The sequence below is a fragment of the Pseudomonas sp. HAR-UPW-AIA-41 genome (assembly GCF_002304225.1).
Lineage (GTDB): Bacteria > Pseudomonadota > Gammaproteobacteria > Pseudomonadales > Pseudomonadaceae > Aquipseudomonas.
Genome location: NZ_NSLB01000013.1, coordinates 1 through 19,478, shown reverse-complemented (window position 1 = coordinate 19,478; position 19,478 = coordinate 1). Strand labels below are relative to the sequence as shown.

The following is a 19,478-nucleotide window of genomic DNA, read 5'->3' as shown; positions in this document are numbered from 1 at the left end:
TTCCTCAGGCCGGTGTACGGGCTTGCTGCTGCAGGCGGCGGATGGCCTCTTCAAGAGTATTGAGTGCCTGTTGCGCGCCTGCATCGCCTTCCTTGAGCAGGGTTTCCGCCTGCTGGCAGGCGGCACGCAACTGCGGGACACCGCAGTAGCGCGTGGCGCCGTGTAGGCGGTGCACTCGTTCGAGCAGGGCCGGATGATCCTGCTGTTCGCGCGCATTGCGAATGGCAATCTGATCGGCTTCCAGAGAGGCCAGCAGCATCCCCAGCATGTCGGCGGCCAGCACCGATTTGCCGGCAGCCAGGCGCAGGCCTTCCTCGCTGTCGAGCTCCGGCAGTTGCAGCGGGTCGATCTGCGGGTTGCTGTCGAGCTGGGCGCCTTCGCTGCTGACGCGGCGCAGGCTGAGGCCAGTCCACTTGAGGATGACCTGAACCAGCTGTCGCTCGCTGATCGGCTTGGTCAGGTAGTCGTCCATGCCGATGCGCAGCAGTGCGCGCTTTTCATTGGCCAGGGCGTGGGCCGTCAGGGCAATGATCGGCAGTGGTGCGCGACCGGCTACGGCTTCGCGGCGGCGGATTTCCTCGGTGGTCTGGCGGCCGTCCATTTCCGGCATTTGCACGTCCATGAACACCAGGTCGAATTCCTTGCGTTCGAGCATGTCGAGGGCGGCAAAGCCGCTGTCCACCGCCGTGACCTCGGCGCCGAGGTCGCCAAGGAGGGTCTGTACCAGCAGCAGGTTGGCCGGGTTGTCGTCGACGCAGAGCAGGCGCGGCGGCCGATCAGGCATGGCCGGCGCTTCTTCGACTGGCTGCGGACGTGGCCCGAGCAGTTCGCAGAGACCGATCTGCAGTTTGCGCCGGCACGCGGGTTTGGCCTGCAGCAGGCTGCGGCTGCTGCCAAGCAGGGTGTGCAGTTGCGCCTGCTCGGTGGTCGGGCAGAGCAGCAGGCTGCGACAGCCGAGTTTCTCCAGTTGCAGAACCAGAGGATTGAGTTGTTCGGCGGGCAGCTCGCTGAGGCTGATGGCCAGCAGGGCCAGGCCGACAGGCTGTCCGCTGGCCTGTTGCCGGGCGACATGCGCCAGCAGGGCATCACGCTCGGCAAAACTGGTGACTTCCAGTCCGAGGTCTTCGAGCTGGTGCTGCATGGCCTGGCGGCTCAGCTCGTGACTTTCCAGCAGGACCAGCTGGCGTCCCAGCAGGGGCGCGCGTGGCTGGTCTTCGATGTCTTCACGGGCCCGCGGCAGGCTGAGGCTGATCCAGAATTCCGAGCCGGCGCCAGGTCGGCTTTCCACGCCAATCTCGCCGCCCATCTGTTCGATGATGCGCCGGGAAATGACCAGACCCAGGCCGGTTCCGCCGGGTTGCCGGCTGAGCGAGTTGTCCGCCTGGCTGAAGGCTTTGAACAGGGCGGCCAGGTCCTCGTCGGACAGGCCGATGCCGGTGTCCTGCACACTGATGCGCAGCTGGGCGCGGCCATCGCGTTCGTCTTCGAGCATGGTGCGCACCACGATGCTGCCGGAGCGGGTGAACTTGATGGCGTTGCTGATCAGGTTGTTGAGCACCTGCTTGAGGCGCTGCGGGTCGCCGATCAGGGCGCGCGGGGTGTCGCGGTAGAACAGGCTGACCAGCTCGAGCTGCTTCTCGTGGGCGCCGGGGGCGAGCAGGGTGAGGCTTTCCTCGATCAGGTCGCAGAGGTTGAACGGCAGTTTCTCCAGCACCAGCTTGCCGGCTTCGATCTTGGAGAAGTCGAGCACCTCGTTGATGATCCCCATCAGGCTGTCGGCGGACTTTTCGATGGTGGCCAGATAGTCCAGCTGGCGGGGCGTCATGTCGCTTTTGAGTAACAGATGGGTGAAGCCGATGATGCCGTTGAGCGGGGTGCGGATCTCGTGGCTCATGTTGGCGAGGAACTCGGACTTGATGCGGCTGGCCTCCAGTGCTTCCTTGCGCGCCAGGTCCAGTTCGATGTTCTGGATTTCGATGGTTTCCAGATTCTGCCTGACGTCCTCGGTGGCCTGGTCGATGCTGTGCTGCATCTCTTCCTGGGCGCTCTGCAGGGCCTCGGCCATGCGGTTGATGCCGGCCGACAGGGCATCCAGCTCCTCGTTGCCGAGCAGTGGAAGCCGGGTGTCCAGTTGCCCTTCGCGCAGCTGCGCCACCGCCTGCTGGATGCGCCGCAGCGGGCCGTTGACCGAACGTGACAGGCGCAGGGCGAGCATGGCTGTGGCGACCAAGGCCAGCAATGTCAGCAACAGACTGGCCAGCAGTCCCTGATAGGTTTTCAGCAAGATGCCGCTGTGGACAATTTCCACATCAATCCAGCCCAGCAGGTGCTCGGGTGCGGCAGTAGCCTGGGCTCCGAGGTTGAAGTGGCGGCCGAGTACTGGAAAGCGAAAACGTGTGCTGTCACTGCCGCTAGATACGGCCAGGCGCTGGCGGTCTGCCCGTGGCGCTGGGTTCTTAAGGCGTGGCCCTGCATGAGCGGCATGCTGCAGATCAGTCGCGAGAATGTGCACGCTGCGCACATCGTCCTGCTCCAGCGCCGCTTCGGCAATGCGTTGCAGGCGTCCGTTCTGGCCTGCCTGCAGGGCGGGGGCGGCGAGTACGGCCAGCTGCTCCGCGGTCAGCGCGCCGCGGGCTTCGATCTGCTGGCGCAGGTCTGACAGCTGCATCCAGCTGAAGAAACCGCCCAGTACGCAGGCCAGCAGGGTGCTGGGCAGCAGGGTAAGGAGCAATACCCGGCTCTTGATGCTTAGGTCCTTGAACACGCACAGCCTCCTGCAGATTTTCCGGCAGTGTAGCGGCGCGGCAACGAGCGGCAAACAACTGGCGCGTGTGGCGGTATGGCCTGCTCCGGTTTGCCGCTATCATAGGTGCCCCGTAATGCTGGCCGAGTGCCGATACGTCATGACTGATTTCCCCACGATTGCCGACTATGTCGGCAACACGCCGCTGGTGCGCCTGCAGCGCCTGGCGGGACAGACCAGCAATACCCTGCTGGTGAAGCTGGAAGGCAACAACCCGGCTGGCTCGGTGAAGGACCGCCCGGCGTTGTCGATGATCAGCGCGGCCGAGTTGCGCGGTGACATCCACCCCGGCGATACCCTGATCGAGGCTACCAGCGGCAACACCGGCATTGCCCTGGCCATGGTGGCGGCGATCAAGGGCTACCGCATGATCCTGATCATGCCGGACAACTCCACCGCCGAGCGCAAGGCCGCCATGACGGCCTACGGCGCCGAGCTGATTCTGGTCGGTGGCATGGAGGAAGCGCGTGATCTGGCGCTGGCCATGCAGGCCGAGGGCAGGGGCAAGGTGCTGGATCAGTTCGCCAATGCCGATAACCCGGTGGCTCACTACCAGAGCACCGGTCCGGAAATCTGGCGGCAGACCGCTGGGCGCATCACCCATTTCATCAGCTCGATGGGCACCACCGGTACCATCATGGGCACCTCGCGCTACCTCAAGGAACAGAACCCGGCGGTGCAGATCATCGGTCTGCAGCCACAGGATGGCTCGGCCATTCCCGGGATTCGCCGCTGGCCGCAGGAATACCTGCCGAGCATCTTCGACGCCAGCCGGGTCGATCAGGTACTGGATATCTCGCAGACCGAGGCCGAGGACTGCATGCGCCGTCTGGCCCGTGAGGAGGGCATCTTCTGCGGCGTTTCCTCCGGCGGTGCGGTGGCGGCCATGCTGCGTCTGTCGCAGCAGGTGGAGAACGCGCTGATGGTGGCGATCATCTGTGACCGCGGCGACCGTTACCTGTCGTCCGGCCTGTTTAACCAATAGCCATGGCCCGCCAACCCAAGACCCTGCGTTTCCAGCCGGCCGGTGGTGACAAGTCTGCCGGCGTCCCGGTGGGCAAGAAGCAGAAGCTGCAGATAGAGCGCCTGGCTCATGATGGTCGCGGCATTGCGCATGTCGACGGCCGCACCTGGTTTGTGGCCGGCGCTCTGGCCGGTGAGGACGTCGAAGCCCGTGTGCTGGCCGCTCGCAGCAAGGTGGTCGATGCCCGCGTCGAGCGCGTGCTCAAGGCTAGTGAGCTGCGCCGGCAGCCGGCCTGCGCAGTCGCCGGGCGCTGCGGCGGTTGCAGCCTGCAGCACCTGCCGCATGCCGAACAGCTGGCGCTGAAACAGCGTAGCCTGGCCGAACAGTTGCAGCGTCTGGCGCAGGTGCAGCCGGAGGAGTGGGCTGCGCCGCTGACCGGTCCGGAGCTGGGCTATCGCCGGCGCACGCGGATTGCCGTGCGCTGGGATGCCAAGCAGAAGCGCCTGGAGGTCGGCTTCCGCGCTGCCGCCAGTCAGGACATCGTTGCCCTGGGCGAATGCCCGGTGCTGGTACAGCCCTTGCAGTCGATTGCCCGCGCTTTGCCGGCACTGTTGCGCCAGTTCAGCCGCCCCGAGCGGATCGGCCATGTCGAACTGTTCAGCGGTACCCGGGTGGCGCTGCTGCTGCGCCATACCGGGGCACTGGCCGAGGCCGATCAGCAGCTGCTGCGGCAGTTCTGTGCCGAGCAGCAGGTGCAGTTGTGGTGGCATGGCGAGGGAGAGCCTTACCCGGATCAGGCCGGTGCCGAGCTGGGCTTTGCCCTGCCGGCCTATGTCGTGGAGCTGGCCTGGCGGCCGGGCGACTTCGTGCAGGTCAATGCCTCTATCAATGAGCAGATGGTGGCTCAGGCGCTAGACTGGCTGGCGCCGCAGGCCGGTGAGCGTGTGCTCGACCTGTTCTGCGGTCTGGGCAACTTTGCCCTGCCGCTGGCGCGGCGGGTGCATGAAGTGGTGGCCGTGGAGGGCGTGGCGGCGATGGTCGAGCGTGCCCAGGCCAACGCCGTGGCCAATGGTCTGAACAATGTGCGGGTGCTGTGCGCTGATCTGGCGCAGCCTCTGCACGCGGCGAGTTGGGCAGAATCCGGCTTCCCTGCCGTTTTGCTGGACCCGCCGCGAGACGGCGCCTTCGAGGTGGTGCGTGATATGCAACGCCTGGGCGCCGAGCGTGTGCTGTACGTTTCCTGCAACCCCGCCACGCTGGCGCGGGATGCCGCCGAGCTGGTCCGACAGGGCTACCGGCTGCGCAAGGCTGGAATCCTCGACATGTTCCCCCAGACGGCGCATGTCGAGGCGATGGCGTTGTTCGAGAGGAGCTAGCAGGCCTTTGGAAAGCGTTGGCGAGGCAGTCAGCGCAAGGCGAAAACAGGCGAAAAAGCGCAGTTTACGTGTGTGGTAAATGAGCATTTTGAGCCTGTTTTTAACGCAGCGATGGCAACGCAGGTAGCTTTCCAGCGGTCTGCTAGGAAGCTCCTGTAATCCGACCGGCCCATGGAAGGCCGGCTCTGCAAGAGGATGCAAGATGGTACAGGTAAGGGCTTCGCAGCCGGTCAACGATGACGGCAGCCTCAACCTCGATGCATGGCTGGATCACATCGTCGCGCTCGATCCGGCGCTCGAGCGTGATGGCCTTCGCATGGCGTGCGAATACGCCCGCGATGTCGAGCAGCAGGCGATTGCGCAGAAGAATATCTGGGCCGAGGGTAATTCGAGTTTCCGCACCGGCCTCGAGATTGCCGAGATTCTCGCCGATCTCAAGCTTGATCAGGATTCGCTGGTAGCGGCGGTGATCTATCGCGCGGTGCGCGAGGACAAGGTCAGTCTGGCCGCCGTGCAGGAGCGCTTTGGCCCGGTGGTCGGCAAGCTGATCAAGGGCGTGCTGCGCATGGCGGCGATCAGCAACAGCGTCAACCCGCGCGACTCTCTGGTGCTTGGCTCCCAGGCGCAGGTGGAGAACCTGCGCAAGATGCTGGTGGCCATGGTCGATGATGTGCGCGTGGCGCTGATCAAACTGGCCGAGCGCACCTGTGCCATCCGCGAGGTCAAGGACGCCGACGAAGAGAAGCGTCACCGCGTGGCGCGCGAGGTGTTCGACATCTACGCGCCGCTGGCTCATCGCCTGGGCATCGGTCACATCAAGTGGGAGCTGGAGGACCTGTCCTTCCGCTATCTGGAGCCCGAGCAGTACAAACAGATTGCCAAGCTGCTGCACGAGCGTCGTCTCGACCGCCAGCAGTACATCAGTGACGTCATGCAGCAGCTGCGCGACGAGCTGAGCGCCGCCGGGATCAAGGCCGACATCAGCGGGCGGGCGAAACACATCTATTCGATCTGGCGAAAGATGCAGAAGAAAGGTCTGGAGTTCAGCCAGATCTACGACGTGCGTGCGGTGCGCGTGCTGGTGCCCGAGGTGCGCGACTGCTACACCACGCTCGGCATCGTGCACAGCCTGTGGCGACATATCCCCAAGGAGTTCGACGACTACATCGCCAACCCCAAGGAGAACGGCTACCGTTCGCTGCACACCGCCGTGCTCGGGCCGGAAGGCAAGGTGCTGGAGGTGCAGATCCGTACCCATGGCATGCACGAGGAAGCCGAGCTGGGCGTCTGTGCGCACTGGAAGTACAAGGGTACCGACGTCAAAGGCAACTCCAACCACTACGAAGAGAAGATGGCCTGGCTGCGTCAGGTGCTCGAGTGGCACGAGGAGCTGGGCGACATCGGCGGCCTGGCCGAGCAGCTCAAGGTCGATATCGAGCCGGACCGCGTCTACGTGTTCACCCCGGACGGGCATGCCATCGACCTGCCCAAGGGGGCTACGCCGCTGGACTTCGCCTACCGCGTGCATACCCAGATCGGCCACAACTGCCGTGGCGCCAAGATCAACGGGCGCATCGTGCCGCTGACCTACAGCCTGCACACCGGCGATCAGGTGACGATCATCACCGGCAAGAACGGCGCGCCGAGCCGCGACTGGCTCAACTCCAACCTGGGCTATGTCACCACCAGCCGGGCGCGGGCCAAGATCGTTCACTGGTTCAAGCAGCAGGACCGCGAGCAGAACGTCGCCGCCGGCAAGCAGATGCTCGAACGCGAGCTGGCCCGTCTTGCCATGCCGCCGGTGGATTTCACCAGGCTCGCCGAGAAGTGCAACCTCAAGACCGCCGATGACCTGTATGCGGCACTCGGGGCCGGCGACCTGCGTCTGGCGCCCACGGTCAACCAGGCGCAGCAACTGGTCGAGCCGGATCGCAGCAGCGAACAGCTGGAGCTGATTCCGCGCAAACCCAGCAGCCGCCCCGGACGTCACGACGATGTACAGATTCTCGGGGTGGGCAACCTGCTCACCCAGATGGCCGGTTGCTGCCAGCCGCTGCCGGGTGATCCGATCATTGGCTACATCACGGTCGGCCGTGGTGTGACCATCCACCGCCAGGATTGCCCGACCGCGCTGCAACTGGTCGAGCGCGAGGCGCACCGGATGATTCAGGTGAGCTGGGGCAGCGCGCCGGTGCAGACCTATCCGGTGGATATCCTGGTGCGTGCCTACGACCGTTCCGGTCTGCTGCGCGACGTGTCGCAGGTGCTGCTCAACGAGAAGATCAACGTGCTGGCGGTCAACACCCGCTCGAACAAGGAAGACAACACCGCGGCCATGCGCCTGACCATCGAGATTCCCGGGCTGGAGGCTCTGGGTCGCTTGCTTGCGCGCATCAGCCAGTTGCCCAACGTGATCGAGACGCGCCGCGAGCGGGGCAGTAAGGATGTATAAGCTCGACGATCTGTTGCAGCTGATGGCGCGTCTGCGTCACCCCGAGCACGGCTGCCCGTGGGACCTCAAACAGAGCTACGCCAGCATCGTGCCCTACACCCTCGAAGAGGCTTACGAGGTCGCCGATGCCATCGAGCGCGGCGATTTCGATCATCTGCCCGGCGAGCTGGGTGATCTGCTGTTCCAGGTGGTCTACTACAGCCAGTTGGCGTCAGAGGAGGGGCGCTTCGGTTTTGCCGAGGTGGTCGATGGCATCACCGCCAAGCTGATCCGCCGGCACCCGCACGTGTTCCCGGATGGCGATCTGTATGCGGCGCCGGATGCGCAGAAGCTGGAAGAGGCGGCGGTCAAGCAGCGCTGGGAAGAACTCAAGGCCGAGGAACGTGCCGCCAGGGCGGCTGCTCCCGAGCAGTTGTCGCTGCTGGATGATGTGCCCCAGGCCCTGCCGGCCCTGTCGCGCGCGGCCAAGCTGCAGAAGCGCGCGGCGCAGGTGGGCTTCGACTGGCCGGAGGCCCTGCCGGTGCTGGACAAGGTGCGCGAAGAACTCGATGAAGTGCTCGAGGCCATGAGCGAGAACGATCCGCAGGCCATTGCCGAGGAGCTTGGCGACCTGCTGTTTGTCGTGGTCAATCTGGCCCGCCATCTCAAGGTCGAACCGGAGGCGGCGCTGCGGGCGGCCAATGGCAAGTTCGAGCGGCGCTTCCGCTTCATCGAGCAGGCGTTGCGTGATGCCGGCCGTCCCATCGAGAATTGCAGCCTGGATGAGCTGGATGCCCTGTGGGGCGAAGCCAAGAAACAGGAAAAGGCAGCCCTGGGCTGCTGAGTCGAACTGAACGAGAACCCTCCATGAGTCTTTCCCTTCGCGACCAGCTGATGAAAGCCGGTCTGGTCAGTGAAAAGCAGGCCAAACAGGCCGGCAAGCAGAAACAGAAACAGCAGCGCCTGGAAAAGAAAGGCCAGGTGGAAGTCGACGATGCGATCAGGCAGGCTGCCCTGCAGGCGCAGGCCGAGAAGGCTGCGCGCGACCAGGCGCTGAACGAACAGCAGAAGGAAAAGGCCGAGCAGAAGGCCCGCGCCGCGCAGATCAAACAGCTGATCGAAAGCTCGCGCCTGCCCAAGCTGCAGAGCGATGACTACTACAACTTCGTCGACGAGAAGAAGATCAAACGTATTGCGGTCAACGCCATGCTGCGCGACAAGCTCAGCCGCGGCTCGCTGGCCATTGTCCGCCATGGCGGCGGCTACGAGATGATCCCGCGTGAGGCGGCGCTGCGCATTCAGGAGCGTGATCCGCGCCGGGTGATCCTGCTCAATACGCCGACCGAGGCGCCGGATGCCGATGATCCATACGCCGCCTATCAGGTTCCCGACGACCTGATGTGGTAACGCCACCCCATGAAAAAGCCGGGCAATTGCCCGGCTTTTTCATATCTGCAACGCTTCAGTTCTTCGCGCCAACCACCTTGCGGCCGTTGACTTCGCCTTCCTTGAGCATGATCTGGTATTCCTTGCCGTCCTTCTCGACCTGATGCAGGCGTACCAGCAGGAAGTCCCAGTCCTTGGCGAACCACAGCACGGTCTTGCGCGCGCTCTTGGTCGGATCGCGTACCCGCTCGACCTTGATCGCATCGATCAGGCCGGCCTGAGTACGTACCCGCTCTTCACCCAGCACGCGGAAGTCATAGGTATCCAGTTCGTCGCCGTCGATCACCTGATAGCTGACGTTCTTCTCGCCGTTGGCCACGGCCTGCTGCAGGGCCAGCTGATAGGTCGATTTGTCGAGCATGCCGCGGTTCAGCGGCAGGCGTACCTGTTCGCCGCGATCGCTGCCGATCACCTGCTTTTCGGTCCAGTCGAAGTCATGTTCGACCTGCTTGCTCTTACCCAGACCGCCGCGATTGAAACGGTAGGTCAGGGGCAGCAGGGCGTCATTCTCGACACGAAAGGTGCTGACTTCGCTGAGACTGGCCACCAGCATGGCAGCCTCGAAATTCAGCTCCCAGCGGCCATCGCCCAGCGGCTTGAGGCTGCGCTCAGCCGTGCCGCTGATGGGTACCTGCTTCCAGTCGGCGGTGTAGCTGGCGGAGTAAGGATGCAGCTCGAAGGCCTGAGCATTCAGGCCCACAAGGGCAAGGGCGACAAGCAGCAGAGCACGCATGCGGTGAAACTCCCCAATCAGGATGTACGAATGACCTGGCCGCTGGCAGGCAGCAACTGACCATCCAGCTGGCAGCCGGACTCGTCCAGCTGCAGGCGGCCCTGGGCGAACCAGTGCATGGCCAGCGGGTAGATCTGGTGCTCGGCGATATGCACGCGCCCGGCCAGGGTCTCCGGTGTGTCGTCAGCCATAACAGGCACGACGGCCTGTACGACCAGCGGACCGCCGTCGAGTTCCTCGGTGACGAAGTGCACGCTGCAGCCATGCTCGCTATCACCGGCTTCCAGTGCGCGCTGGTGAGTGTGCAGCCCTTTGTATTTGGGCAGCAGTGACGGGTGGATATTGAGCAGGCGGCCCTGGTAGTGGCGGACGAAACCGGCAGTAAGAATGCGCATGAAACCGGCGAGGATCACCAGGTCGGCCTGGTACGCATCGATGGCCTCGATCAGTGCGCCATCAAAGGCTTCGCGGTCGGCAAAGGCCTTGTGGTCCAGTACCTGGGTGGCGATCCCGGCGTTGGCCGCGCGCTGCAGGCCGAACGCATCGGCGCGGTTGGAAATCACCGCGCAGATCTGCGCCGGGCTGTCTGTGTTGAGACTGTCGATCAGGGCCTGCAGGTTGCTGCCAGAGCCCGAGATCAGTACGACAACCTTGCAGGTCATCAGTGGGCTTTCAGGTTGTTCAGCTGAACCTGAGCGGCGCCTTCGGCGGCCACGCCGATCTGGCCGATCACCCACGGTGCTTCGCCGGAGGCGCGCAGGCTGGCCAGCGCAGCTTCGACCTGGTCCTGGGCGACACAGATGACCATGCCCACGCCGCAGTTGAGGACGCGGTGCATTTCATGCTCGTCGACGTTGCCCTTCTCCTGCAGCCAGTCGAACACCGCAGGGCGGGTCCAGCTGGCCACGTCGACCACTGCCTGGGCGCCTTGCGGCAGTACGCGCGGGATGTTGTCGAGCAGGCCGCCGCCGGTGATGTGGGCCATGGCCTTCACCGCGCCGGTGTCCTTGATCAGTTTCAGCAGCGGCTTGACGTAGATGCGGGTCGGCGCCATCAGCAGGTCGGCCAGCTTCTTGCCGTCCAGTTCGGTGGTTTCGATGTCGGCACCGGATACTTCGAGGATCTTGCGGATCAGCGAGTAGCCGTTGGAGTGCGGGCCGGAAGAAGGAAGGGCGATCAGGGCGTCACCGGTGGCGACTTTCGAGCCGTCGATGATTTCGCTCTTTTCCACAACACCGACGCAGAAACCGGCCAGGTCGTAGTCTTCGCCTTCATACATGCCGGGCATTTCGGCAGTCTCGCCGCCGACCAGAGAGCAGCCGGCCAGCTCGCAGCCGGCGCCGATGCCGGTCACCACGGTGGCGGCCACGTCGACATTCAGTTTGCCGGTGGCGTAGTAGTCGAGGAAGAACAGCGGCTCGGCGCCGCACACGACCAGATCGTTGACGCACATGGCGACCAGGTCCTGGCCGATGCTGTCGTGCTTGTTCAGGTTCAGTGCCAGGCGCAGCTTGGTGCCGACACCGTCGGTGCCGGAGACCAGCACAGGCTGCTTGTAACCGGCCGGGATTTCGCAGAGGGCGCCGAAGCCGCCCAGACCGCCCATCACTTCCGGACGCGCGGTGCGCTTGGCGACGCCCTTGATGCGTTCGACCAGGGCTTCACCGGCGTCGATGTCTACACCGGCGTCTTTGTAGCTGATGGAGGGTTGCTTGCTCATAAATCCAGGCCTTTGCGGGGGAATTCGGTAGTTGACCGGGCACGTGGGCCACAGTCTGCGAGGCGCGCGATTTTATCAGGCTTGCCGGCCAGCGGCCAGAAAAGCCGGTGGCCGCGGTTGCCGCAGGGCGGCGGGCTGTTTAAGGTATGCGCTTTTCCGCCGTCCAACCCTGCGAGAGCCTTATGCGCGCCGTCTTCCGCCCGTTCCTCCTCTGTCTTGCCCTGTTGGCACCGGCCGCCTGGGCGCAGACCGTCACCGATCTGTATCAGGTGCGCGAGGCTGTGGGCGGGCAGCAGCCGGAGGAACGCAGTGCCGCACTGACGCGCGCGCTGGATACTCTGGTGCTGCGCCTGACCGGCTCTGCGGCTGCCGTGCAGAACCTCGGGCTGGCGGAGCTGCGCAAGAATCCGCAGCAGGTGATCAGTCAGTACGGTTATGAGGCCGATGCCCTGCTGGTGCAGTTCGATCCGGTCAGTACCGACGCGGCTTTGCAGCGGGCGGGTTTGTCGCTGTGGGGTGCCAACCGGCCGGCCATTCTGGCCTGGTGGCTGACCGAGACTGATGCCGGCAGCAGCCTGGCCGGCGACGGACAGGACAGTGCCACCATGCTGGCCCGTGGCGCGCAGCATCGCGGCCTGCCTTTGCGTCTGCCGCTGGCTGATCTGAATGAGCAACTGGTGGGTACCCCCGAGAACCTGTCCGCCAATGACCCGGCGACTCTGCGATCTGCCTCCGAGCGCTATGCCGCCGATGCGCTGCTGGCGGTGCAGGCCAAGGACAATGGTGGGCAGTGGCAGGCATCCTGGCGCCTGTGGCTGGGTGATGCCCGCGAGCAGGGCACAGCCTCGGCTGCCGATCCGGCGCAACTGGCCGATGCCGTCCTGCTGGCTGTCAGCGAGCGACTGGCGCCGCGTTTTGTGGTCGCACCGGGAGCGGCGCGCAGCCTGACCCTGGAAGTGGAGGGTGCCGATCTGGCCCGCTATGCCGAGTTGCAGCGTCTGCTGGAGCCCTTCGCCGCGCAGTTGGTCAAGGTGGACGGGAGTCGTCTGACCTACCGTGTCAGTGCCAGTGCCGAACAGCTGCGAGCGCAGCTGGCGCTGGCCCGTTTGCAGGAAAGTCCGGCAGTCAGCGCTGAAGCGGCTCCTGCGGCTCCCGCAGCTCCTGGCCCGACGCCGGCTGCCGATACCCTGCGTTTCCACTGGTAAACGCCCGACCAAGGAGTGCCAGCATGCGTCAACTGCCCAACCTGCTGACCGTGCTGCGCCTGCTGCTGACCATCCCGATTGCCTGGCTGCTGCTGGCTGAGCGTCATGGTCAGGCCCTTGGCCTGTTTGCCGTGGCCGGGTTCACCGATGCGCTGGATGGTTTTCTGGCGCGGCGCTTCAAGTGGATCACCCGTCTGGGTTCGATCCTTGATCCGATTGCCGACAAGCTGCTGCTGGTCACCAGCTATCTGTGCCTGAGCCTCACCGCAGTGCTGCCCTGGTGGCTGACGGCGGTGGTGTTGCTCAGGGACCTGCTGATTGTCAGTGGCGCGTCCTTGTTCCGTTATCTGGTGGGACCGTTGCAGTTCCGACCCACCTGGCTGGGCAAGTTCTCGACCCTGATGCAGATTGTGCTGGTACTGGCCGTGCTGTTGGAGCTGAGCATCCTGCCGGCATTTGCCGAAGTACGTCCAGCACTGATCATCACCGTTCTGCTGCTGGCCGTGCTCAGTGGCGGGCATTACGTCTGGGTCTGGGGGCGCAAGTACCGCTCCGCGCGGTTGAGGGCCTGATGATGAGCGATTCACTGCGCTGGTTGTGGCTGGTCGGCATCTTTCTGACCGGCTGGCTGGTCTATCTGCTCACGCCGATCCTGCCACCGTTTCTGGTGGCCATGCTGCTGGCCTATCTGGGCGATCCGCTGGTTGACAGGCTGGAGCGCCTGAAGCTTTCGCGCAGCCTGGGCGTTGCGCTGGTGTTTCTGCTGTTTGCCGTGGCTGTGGCCGTGTTGCTGCTGATCTTCCTGCCGCTGTTGGGGCGGCAACTGATGCGCCTGTATGAACTGACGCCACAGATGCTCGACTGGCTGCAGCACAGCGCGATGCCCTGGTTGCAGGTGCAGTTGGGGCTGAGTGCGGACTTCTGGCAGTTTGACCGCTTGAAGGCAGCGGTGGCGGATAACCCCACCCGTACCAGCGATATCCTCGGCGCTTTGCTGCTGCAGGTGACTCAGTCGAGCCTGGCGCTGGTGGGCTTTATCGGCAACCTGCTGCTGGTGCCGATTGTCAGTTTTTACCTGATGCGCGACTGGGATGTGCTGATGCACAAGCTGCGTGGCCTCTTGCCGCGGCGGCGAGAAGGGCTGGTCATGCGCTTGACCGCCGAATGCCATGAGGTGCTGGGGGCGTTTGTGCGCGGGCAACTGCTGGTGATGCTGGCGCTGGCCACCATCTACGCCGCCGGGCTGATGCTGGTGGGCCTTGAGCTGGGGCTGTTGATCGGTCTGCTGGCCGGTCTGGCCAGCATCGTGCCCTACATGGGGCTGGTGGTCGGGTTGGGCGCCGCACTGGTGGCGGTTCTGTTCCAGTTCGGCGCGGGCGACTGGTATCCGCTGATCGGTGTGCTGGTGGTCTTCACCGTCGGCCAGTTGCTCGAGGGCATGCTGCTGACGCCCTGGCTGGTGGGCGACCGCATCGGCCTGCATCCGGTCGCGGTGATCTTCGCCATCCTTGCCGGCGGCCAGCTGTTTGGCTTCACCGGTATTCTGCTGGCCCTGCCCGTGGCGGCGGTGATCATGGTTCTGCTGCGCCATGTGCATGATTTGTATAAACTTTCCGAACTTTATGGAGAGTCCCTCGAGGTTTCGCAAGAAGCCTCGCCCCCGGCATGAAACCAATCCAGCTCCCTTTGGGGGTGCGTCTGCGTGATGACGCCACCTTCGCCAACTATTACCCCGGCGCCAACGCGGCGGCCCTCGGCTATGTCGAGCGTCTGTGCGAGGCGGACGCCGGCTGGACCGACAGTCTGATCTACCTGTGGGGAGCGGCCGGTGTCGGGCGCAGCCATCTGTTGCAGGCCGCCTGTCTGCGCTTCGAGCAGCGTGATGAAGCAGCGGTGTATCTGCCGCTTGCCGAAGTGGCCGATTACGGCCCGGAGCTGCTGGACAACCTCGAACAGTGTGAGCTGGTCTGTCTGGATGATCTGGAGGCCGTGGCCGGTCGTGCCGATTGGGAAGAGGCGCTGTTCCACCTGTTCAATCGCCTGCGCGATGCCGGCAAGCGCTTGCTGCTGGCGGCGGCGACTTCGCCGCGCGAGCTGGGTGTGCAGTTGCCGGATCTGCAGTCGCGCCTGACCCTGGCGCTGGTGTTCCAGCTGCAGGAACTGGCCGATGAGGACAAGCTGCGTGCGCTGCAGTTGCGCGCCTCGCGGCGTGGCCTGCAGATGCCGGACGAGGTGGGGCGTTTTATCCTCACCCGTGGCGCCCGCAGCATGAGTGCCTTGTTCGAGTTGCTCGAACAGCTCGATCAGGCTTCCTTGCAGGCACAGCGCAAGCTGACCATTCCCTTCCTCAAGGAAACCCTGGGCTGGTAGCAGGGCCTGCGCGTTGCCGCGCAGGCGATTGGCTTACTCGCCTGCCAGCTTACGGTCGTACTGGAAGCGCCAGCGCGTGTAGAGCAGGGCGCTGCTGAACAGGGCAAAGCTGATGATGGCCTGCAGGATGCCGTACAGGGCGCGTGCCGGGTCGATGGCGGCCAGAATGCCCTGAATGAAATAGATATTCACCACGAAGCACAGCCAGGCATGGGCGCGGGCGTTGCCCAGCAGCATGCCGGGTGCCAGCAGCAGCAGCGGCACCAGTTGGATGCTGATGACGATCCACGGGTTGGCGCCATGCAGGTCGGCAAAGCCCAGGTTCCAGATCGCCAGCACGGCAAACAGGGCAACGAAGTTGAACAGGCTCAGGGCGCGGCTCAGCTTCAGGCGCGGTTGCAGCCATTCCAGTGCCGGTAGTGGTTTAGCTTGCTTAGCCACGGTCAGTCTCCAGACGGCGGGCGGTTTCGGCCAGACGCTGGCCGAGTGCGCGGCACAGGGCCAGTTCGTGTCCATCCAGCGGGCGTTTGCCATCGGCACCGGCGTGGTGGCTGGCGCCGTAAGGCGTGCCGCCGCCCCGGGTTTCCAGCAGGGCATTCTCGCTGTAGGGCAGGCCGCAGACCAGCATGCCGTGGTGCAGCAGTGGCAGCAGCATGGACAGCAGGGTGCTTTCCTGGCCGCCGTGCAGGCTGGCGGTGGAGGTGAACACGCCAGCTGGCTTGCCGACCAGGGCGCCGCTCAGCCACAGGCTGCTGCTGCCGTCGATAAAGTGCTTGAGGGCCGAAGCCATGTTGCCGAAGCGGGTCGGGCTGCCCAGGGCCAGGCCGGCGCAGTGCTGCAGGTCTTCCAGCGAGGCGTAAAGCGCGCCTTCCTCGGGGATCTCCGGGGCCACGGCGCTGCACTCGGGAGAGACGGCGGGCACGGTGCGCAGGCGCGCTTCGAGGCCGCCCAGCTCCACGCCGCGGGCAATTTGCCGGGCCATTTCGGCGGTGGCGCCATGGCGGCTGTAATACAGCACGAGAATGTAGGGGTTGCTCATGCCAGTAGCTCCAGCACCTTTTCCGGCGGCCGTCCGACCACGGCGCGGTCGCCGGCAATCAGGATGGGGCGCTCGATCAGTTTGGGATGGGCCGCCATGGCAGCAATCAGCGCATCATCGTCCAGCGCCGGGTTGTCCAGCTGCAGGCTCTTGTATTCATCTTCGCCGCTGCGCAGCAGCTGACGGGCAGGGATGCCGAGCTTGCCCAGCAGGGTCTTGAGCTCGTCGGCGCTGGGAGGGGTTTCCAGATAGCGCAGGATGCTGACGCTGTGGCCGGCGCTTTCCAGCAGTTCGAGAGCGCCGCGGGATTTCGAGCAGCGTGGGTTGTGGTAGAGGATCAATTCAGTCATCACGGGGTCGCCGGGCCTTGGGTGAGGCGGCTATTCTACCCGTCTGTCGCCAGCCTGGGGCTGGTGAATGACGCGTCGGGCATCCAAGGAGAGAGCATGCGCAAGCGCCTAGTGGACCTGCTGGAGTTCGGGCAGTTCCTTCTGCAGCGGTTTCAGGCCGATCGCGGAACCCACAGCGCAGCCGCGCTGACCTACACCACGTTGTTCGCCGTGGTGCCGATGATGACCGTGACCTTTGCCATGCTCTCGGCCATTCCCGCGTTTCAGGGGGTTGGCGAGCAGATTCAGAGCTTTATCTTCCGCAATTTCGTGCCATCCACCGGCGAGGCGGTGCAGGTCTACCTGCAGGGGTTTATCCAGCAGGCACGACAGCTGACCTGGATTGGTGTGGTGCTGCTGGCGGTGACGGCGTTTCTCATGCTGCTGACCATCGAGAAGGCCTTCAACACCATCTGGCGCCTGCGTCAGCCTCGGCGCGGGGTGACCAGCTTTCTGCTGTACTGGGCCATTCTCAGTCTGGGGCCGCTGCTGCTCGGCAGTGGCTTCGTGCTCAGTACCTATATCGCGTCGCTGTCGCTGCTTTCCGGGCCGCATGCGCTGCCGGGAGCGACGCTGCTGCTGGGGTTGACGCCGGTGGCTTTCAGCGTAGCCGCCTTCACCCTGATCTATGCCGCCGTGCCCAATACCCGCGTGCCGCTGCGCCATGCATTGCTCGGCGGAATATTTACCGCCGTGCTGTTCGAGGTGGCCAAGGCGCTGTTCGGCCTGTTTGTCAGCCTGTTTCCCGGTTATCAGCTGATCTATGGCGCCTTTGCCACGGTGCCGCTGTTCCTGCTGTGGGTCTATCTGTCCTGGGTAATCGTGCTGTTTGGCGCGGAGCTGGTGTGCAACCTGTCTTCCTCGCGGCGCTGGCGCAAGCGCGGCCTGCCACGGGTGCTGGTGCTGCTGGCGGTATTGCGTGTGTTTCTGGAGCGCCAGCAGCGTGGCCGGCCGCTCTGGCATGCGGACCTGGCCCGAGAAGGCTGGCCGCTGCCCGAGGACGAGTGGGATGAGCTGGTCGATTTTCTCGAGACTGAGCGCTTGGTCTGTCGGGTCAGTGGTGGCGGCTGGGTGCTCAGTCGCGATCTGGGGCATTTCAGCCTCAATCAGCTGCTGGTCCGTTGCCCCTGGCCCCTGCCGCGCGCCGGGCAGTTGCCGGCGCAGCTGGAGGAAGCCTGGTATCCGGCGTTGCGCCAGGCGCTGGAAATGCTTCAGGAGGAACAGGCCGAGTTGTTCAGTGGCAGTGTGCAGCAGTGGCTCAAGCCCATGGCCGGGTGACGAAAAACGGCAGTTTGTTTCGTGGGGCAGTGGTGTACGTCTCGGCAGGGCTAGCGTGCATGCCCTCAAATGGCTGGCATGCTTTTGGCAGACACCGAGTGCATCGTTGAGCTATTTCCGGAATAACTGATGTCTCGCTCCAAGTCGGCTGGTGAACGTGTGATCTTCCTGCATCAGGCCCGGCCGCAGCAGGCGCTTGAGAGTCTTCGGCGGGTCACGGGGCTGCAGTTTTTCGAGTGGCCCGAGTCACTGGCGCCCAAGGGCAATCAAGGACGTGAGGCTCCGGCTGGAGAGGCGAGAGGACTTGCGTGCGGGGGCGAAGCGGAAGTGTAGCGGCCACATCCCTGTGGCGAGGTATGGATCAGGCGAAAGCCTTGCTGCCGGCGCTGATCGGGTCGGCGGCCTGGACGAACAGTTCCTCGACTATCAGGCTGCGAATCGGCACGGCGCTGCGCAGGCGAACCTGCATGTCGCTGATCTTCTGTTTGTGCGGCAGGCGAGCCACGCCTGAGAGCATGATCTTGCCCTGACTGTTGACCTTGCCGTGCTCAACGGCCACCTCGCGTTGCTCGCTGCCATCGAGGTAGCTGACCAGCAGCGACACGGGTAACTCCCCGAGGCCCGGCAGGTTGAGCCAGGCGGCGACGTTGAACTCGGACGCCTTGTTGCCGGCACCGGTGGCGGTGATGCGTGCCTGACTAATGATCTGGCTGGGAACTGGACCGACGATTTGGTCTGGAATGCGGCTCATACTGGCCTCGGCGATACAACAGGGTGAATGTTCCGCGATTATAGGAAGGGGGCTTGAGCGAAAACCGTGCGCACTGGCCATCTGCTGCGTGACCTGTCTCGCAGTTCCACAAGACAGGTCCAAGAGCTGCTTAGCCCAGACGCAATGGGTGGCGGATGACCAGTGGTGTTTTGAGGTTGGCCGCAGGCAACGGCACGATGGTTTGGGTGTTTACGTTGAGTAGTTGCAGCCAGAGGTTCTCACCCTCGACGAATTGCCCCTGATTCAACCACAGACCATGATGCCAGCCGTTGCCTGGCGCCGGGGTGCTTTGCAATACGCCGGGATGAGTTTGCGCGTTCGGTGCACGTCGCAGCCAAACAGGGCGTGGAAGCCCTTTGAGATAGCGTAGGCCCAGATACAGACCGTCGGCATTCTGATGGCGCCAGCGCACCATGGCCAGCAGCGGCGAGCTACTGGTTTCGGGCAACAGCAGCAATTGGCCAACCTGCAACTGCTGGCCATGCTGCGGGCTGCATAGCAGGCGTGCGCCCCCCGGACTGTTGTCGAGCATCTGAGCTTCCACCCTGAGAGGGCGGTGTTCGAGCAGATGGGCGTGGATGTGCTGCAAACCGACCACCATGCTACAGGCGATAGCCTGTTCGGCACGATCATGTCGGCGCTGCTGGCGCCCCAGCCAGTTGTGCCGCACACGTTCGAGCAGCTCGCGTGCGCTTCGATCTTGCAGTGGTGCGGGCTCGTGCAGGGCTATCAATAAAGGACCGAGCTCAAGGCGGCGTAGTAGTTCGGTATTGCCTGGTGTAAGTGTCTGCTGTGGCAGGCTGGCTTGATCCAGACTCAGGTCGAGCAGAGCGCCTTCGATGTCTTCATCTTCTTCCACCGGCAGTAGGCGAGCCAGATCTGCAAAAGGAGCGAGGGCTGCGAACAGGCGTGGGCATTCGCCTTCGGCCAGATGAAACGGATTGCTAAGAGC

19 protein-coding genes are annotated in these 19,478 nt (G+C 64.3%); 10 read left to right on the top strand and 9 right to left on the bottom strand.

What is annotated here, in order from left to right:
• Positions 1 to 4 precede the first annotated feature (4 nt).
• Entirely contained in the window at positions 5 to 2,764 is a 2,760-nt protein-coding gene (locus tag CK486_RS16470) for a response regulator (RefSeq protein WP_095941398.1), read from the bottom strand.
• Between the two features lie 139 nt (positions 2,765 to 2,903).
• Here CK486_RS16470 and cysM point away from each other — a divergent pair, with 139 nt between their 5' ends.
• The 5 genes from cysM (at position 2,904) to CK486_RS16445 (ending at position 8,981) form a co-directional block, all read left to right on the top strand.
• The gene (gene cysM, locus CK486_RS16465; protein WP_371915510.1) at positions 2,904 to 3,788 is read left to right on the top strand and encodes a cysteine synthase CysM; all 885 of its coding nucleotides are present in this window, start codon (positions 2,904 to 2,906) and stop codon (positions 3,786 to 3,788) included.
• A 2-nt stretch (positions 3,789 to 3,790) separates the two neighbouring features.
• The gene (gene rlmD / locus CK486_RS16460) at positions 3,791 to 5,143 is read left to right on the top strand and encodes a 23S rRNA (uracil(1939)-C(5))-methyltransferase RlmD (protein WP_095941396.1); all 1,353 of its coding nucleotides are present in this window, start codon (positions 3,791 to 3,793) and stop codon (positions 5,141 to 5,143) included.
• Positions 5,144 to 5,345: 202 nt separating this feature from the next.
• Positions 5,346 to 7,595, top strand: a complete 2,250-nt coding sequence (gene relA / locus CK486_RS16455) for a GTP diphosphokinase (RefSeq protein WP_095941395.1) — start codon at positions 5,346 to 5,348, stop codon at positions 7,593 to 7,595.
• The gene (gene mazG / locus CK486_RS16450; RefSeq protein WP_095941394.1) at positions 7,588 to 8,418 is read left to right on the top strand and encodes a nucleoside triphosphate pyrophosphohydrolase; all 831 of its coding nucleotides are present in this window, start codon (positions 7,588 to 7,590) and stop codon (positions 8,416 to 8,418) included. Before relA ends, mazG begins: the two co-directional genes overlap by 8 nt.
• A 23-nt stretch (positions 8,419 to 8,441) precedes the next feature.
• Entirely contained in the window at positions 8,442 to 8,981 is a 540-nt protein-coding gene (locus CK486_RS16445; protein ID WP_095941393.1) for a DUF2058 domain-containing protein, read from the top strand.
• 55 nt (positions 8,982 to 9,036) lie between these two features.
• Here CK486_RS16445 and CK486_RS16440 read toward each other — a convergent pair whose 3' ends face one another.
• From CK486_RS16440 to purM, 3 genes are read right to left on the bottom strand one after another with little or no spacing between them, the layout of a single operon-like run.
• Positions 9,037 to 9,753, bottom strand: coding sequence for a DUF3108 domain-containing protein (locus CK486_RS16440; RefSeq protein ID WP_095941392.1), 717 nt, complete (start codon positions 9,751 to 9,753; stop codon positions 9,037 to 9,039).
• A 17-nt stretch (positions 9,754 to 9,770) separates the two neighbouring features.
• Positions 9,771 to 10,415 (bottom strand): phosphoribosylglycinamide formyltransferase, encoded by a 645-nt coding sequence (gene purN / locus CK486_RS16435; protein WP_095941391.1) that lies wholly within the window; start codon positions 10,413 to 10,415, stop codon positions 9,771 to 9,773.
• The gene (gene purM, locus CK486_RS16430) at positions 10,415 to 11,473 is read right to left on the bottom strand and encodes a phosphoribosylformylglycinamidine cyclo-ligase (RefSeq protein ID WP_095941390.1); all 1,059 of its coding nucleotides are present in this window, start codon (positions 11,471 to 11,473) and stop codon (positions 10,415 to 10,417) included. The genes purN and purM overlap by 1 nt, the downstream gene beginning before the upstream one ends.
• Positions 11,474 to 11,655: 182 nt before the next feature.
• Between purM and CK486_RS16425 the strand changes: the two genes are divergently transcribed.
• The 4 genes from CK486_RS16425 to hda are packed head-to-tail and all read left to right on the top strand — an operon-like array spanning position 11,656 to position 15,048.
• Positions 11,656 to 12,678, top strand: coding sequence for a DUF2066 domain-containing protein (locus tag CK486_RS16425; protein ID WP_095941389.1), 1,023 nt, complete (start codon positions 11,656 to 11,658; stop codon positions 12,676 to 12,678).
• A 23-nt stretch (positions 12,679 to 12,701) separates the two neighbouring features.
• Positions 12,702 to 13,250 (top strand): CDP-alcohol phosphatidyltransferase family protein, encoded by a 549-nt coding sequence (locus tag CK486_RS16420; RefSeq protein ID WP_095941388.1) that lies wholly within the window; start codon positions 12,702 to 12,704, stop codon positions 13,248 to 13,250.
• Positions 13,251 to 13,252: 2 nt separating this feature from the next.
• Complete coding sequence (locus CK486_RS16415) at positions 13,253 to 14,347, top strand: AI-2E family transporter (RefSeq protein WP_095941429.1); 1,095 nt, start codon at positions 13,253 to 13,255, stop codon at positions 14,345 to 14,347.
• Complete coding sequence (gene hda / locus CK486_RS16410; protein WP_095941387.1) at positions 14,344 to 15,048, top strand: DnaA regulatory inactivator Hda; 705 nt, start codon at positions 14,344 to 14,346, stop codon at positions 15,046 to 15,048. The genes CK486_RS16415 and hda overlap by 4 nt, the downstream gene beginning before the upstream one ends.
• A 33-nt stretch (positions 15,049 to 15,081) precedes the next feature.
• On the opposite strand, the gene CK486_RS16405 is transcribed toward hda, so the two are convergent.
• The 3 genes from CK486_RS16405 to arsC are packed head-to-tail and all read right to left on the bottom strand — an operon-like array spanning position 15,082 to position 16,437.
• Positions 15,082 to 15,489: a DUF2069 domain-containing protein gene (locus CK486_RS16405; RefSeq protein WP_095941386.1), complete on the bottom strand. Its 408-nt coding sequence runs from the start codon at positions 15,487 to 15,489 to the stop codon at positions 15,082 to 15,084.
• On the bottom strand, positions 15,482 to 16,087 hold the full coding sequence (wrbA, locus tag CK486_RS16400; protein ID WP_095941385.1) for an NAD(P)H:quinone oxidoreductase: 606 nt from the start codon (positions 16,085 to 16,087) through the stop codon (positions 15,482 to 15,484). Before wrbA ends, CK486_RS16405 begins: the two co-directional genes overlap by 8 nt.
• The gene (gene arsC / locus CK486_RS16395; RefSeq protein WP_095941384.1) at positions 16,084 to 16,437 is read right to left on the bottom strand and encodes an arsenate reductase (glutaredoxin); all 354 of its coding nucleotides are present in this window, start codon (positions 16,435 to 16,437) and stop codon (positions 16,084 to 16,086) included. The genes wrbA and arsC overlap by 4 nt, the downstream gene beginning before the upstream one ends.
• A 96-nt stretch (positions 16,438 to 16,533) precedes the next feature.
• Between arsC and CK486_RS16390 the strand changes: the two genes are divergently transcribed.
• On the top strand, positions 16,534 to 17,754 hold the full coding sequence (locus tag CK486_RS16390; RefSeq protein WP_095941383.1) for a virulence factor BrkB family protein: 1,221 nt from the start codon (positions 16,534 to 16,536) through the stop codon (positions 17,752 to 17,754).
• Between the two features lie 361 nt (positions 17,755 to 18,115).
• Here CK486_RS16390 and CK486_RS16380 read toward each other — a convergent pair whose 3' ends face one another.
• Together CK486_RS16380 and CK486_RS16375 are read right to left on the bottom strand one after the other, a co-directional pair.
• Entirely contained in the window at positions 18,116 to 18,505 is a 390-nt protein-coding gene (locus CK486_RS16380) for a hypothetical protein (protein ID WP_095941381.1), read from the bottom strand.
• Between the two features lie 130 nt (positions 18,506 to 18,635).
• Positions 18,636 to 19,478 (bottom strand): PilZ domain-containing protein (locus CK486_RS16375; RefSeq protein WP_176481736.1); only part of this gene is annotated, 843 nt, incomplete at its 5' end.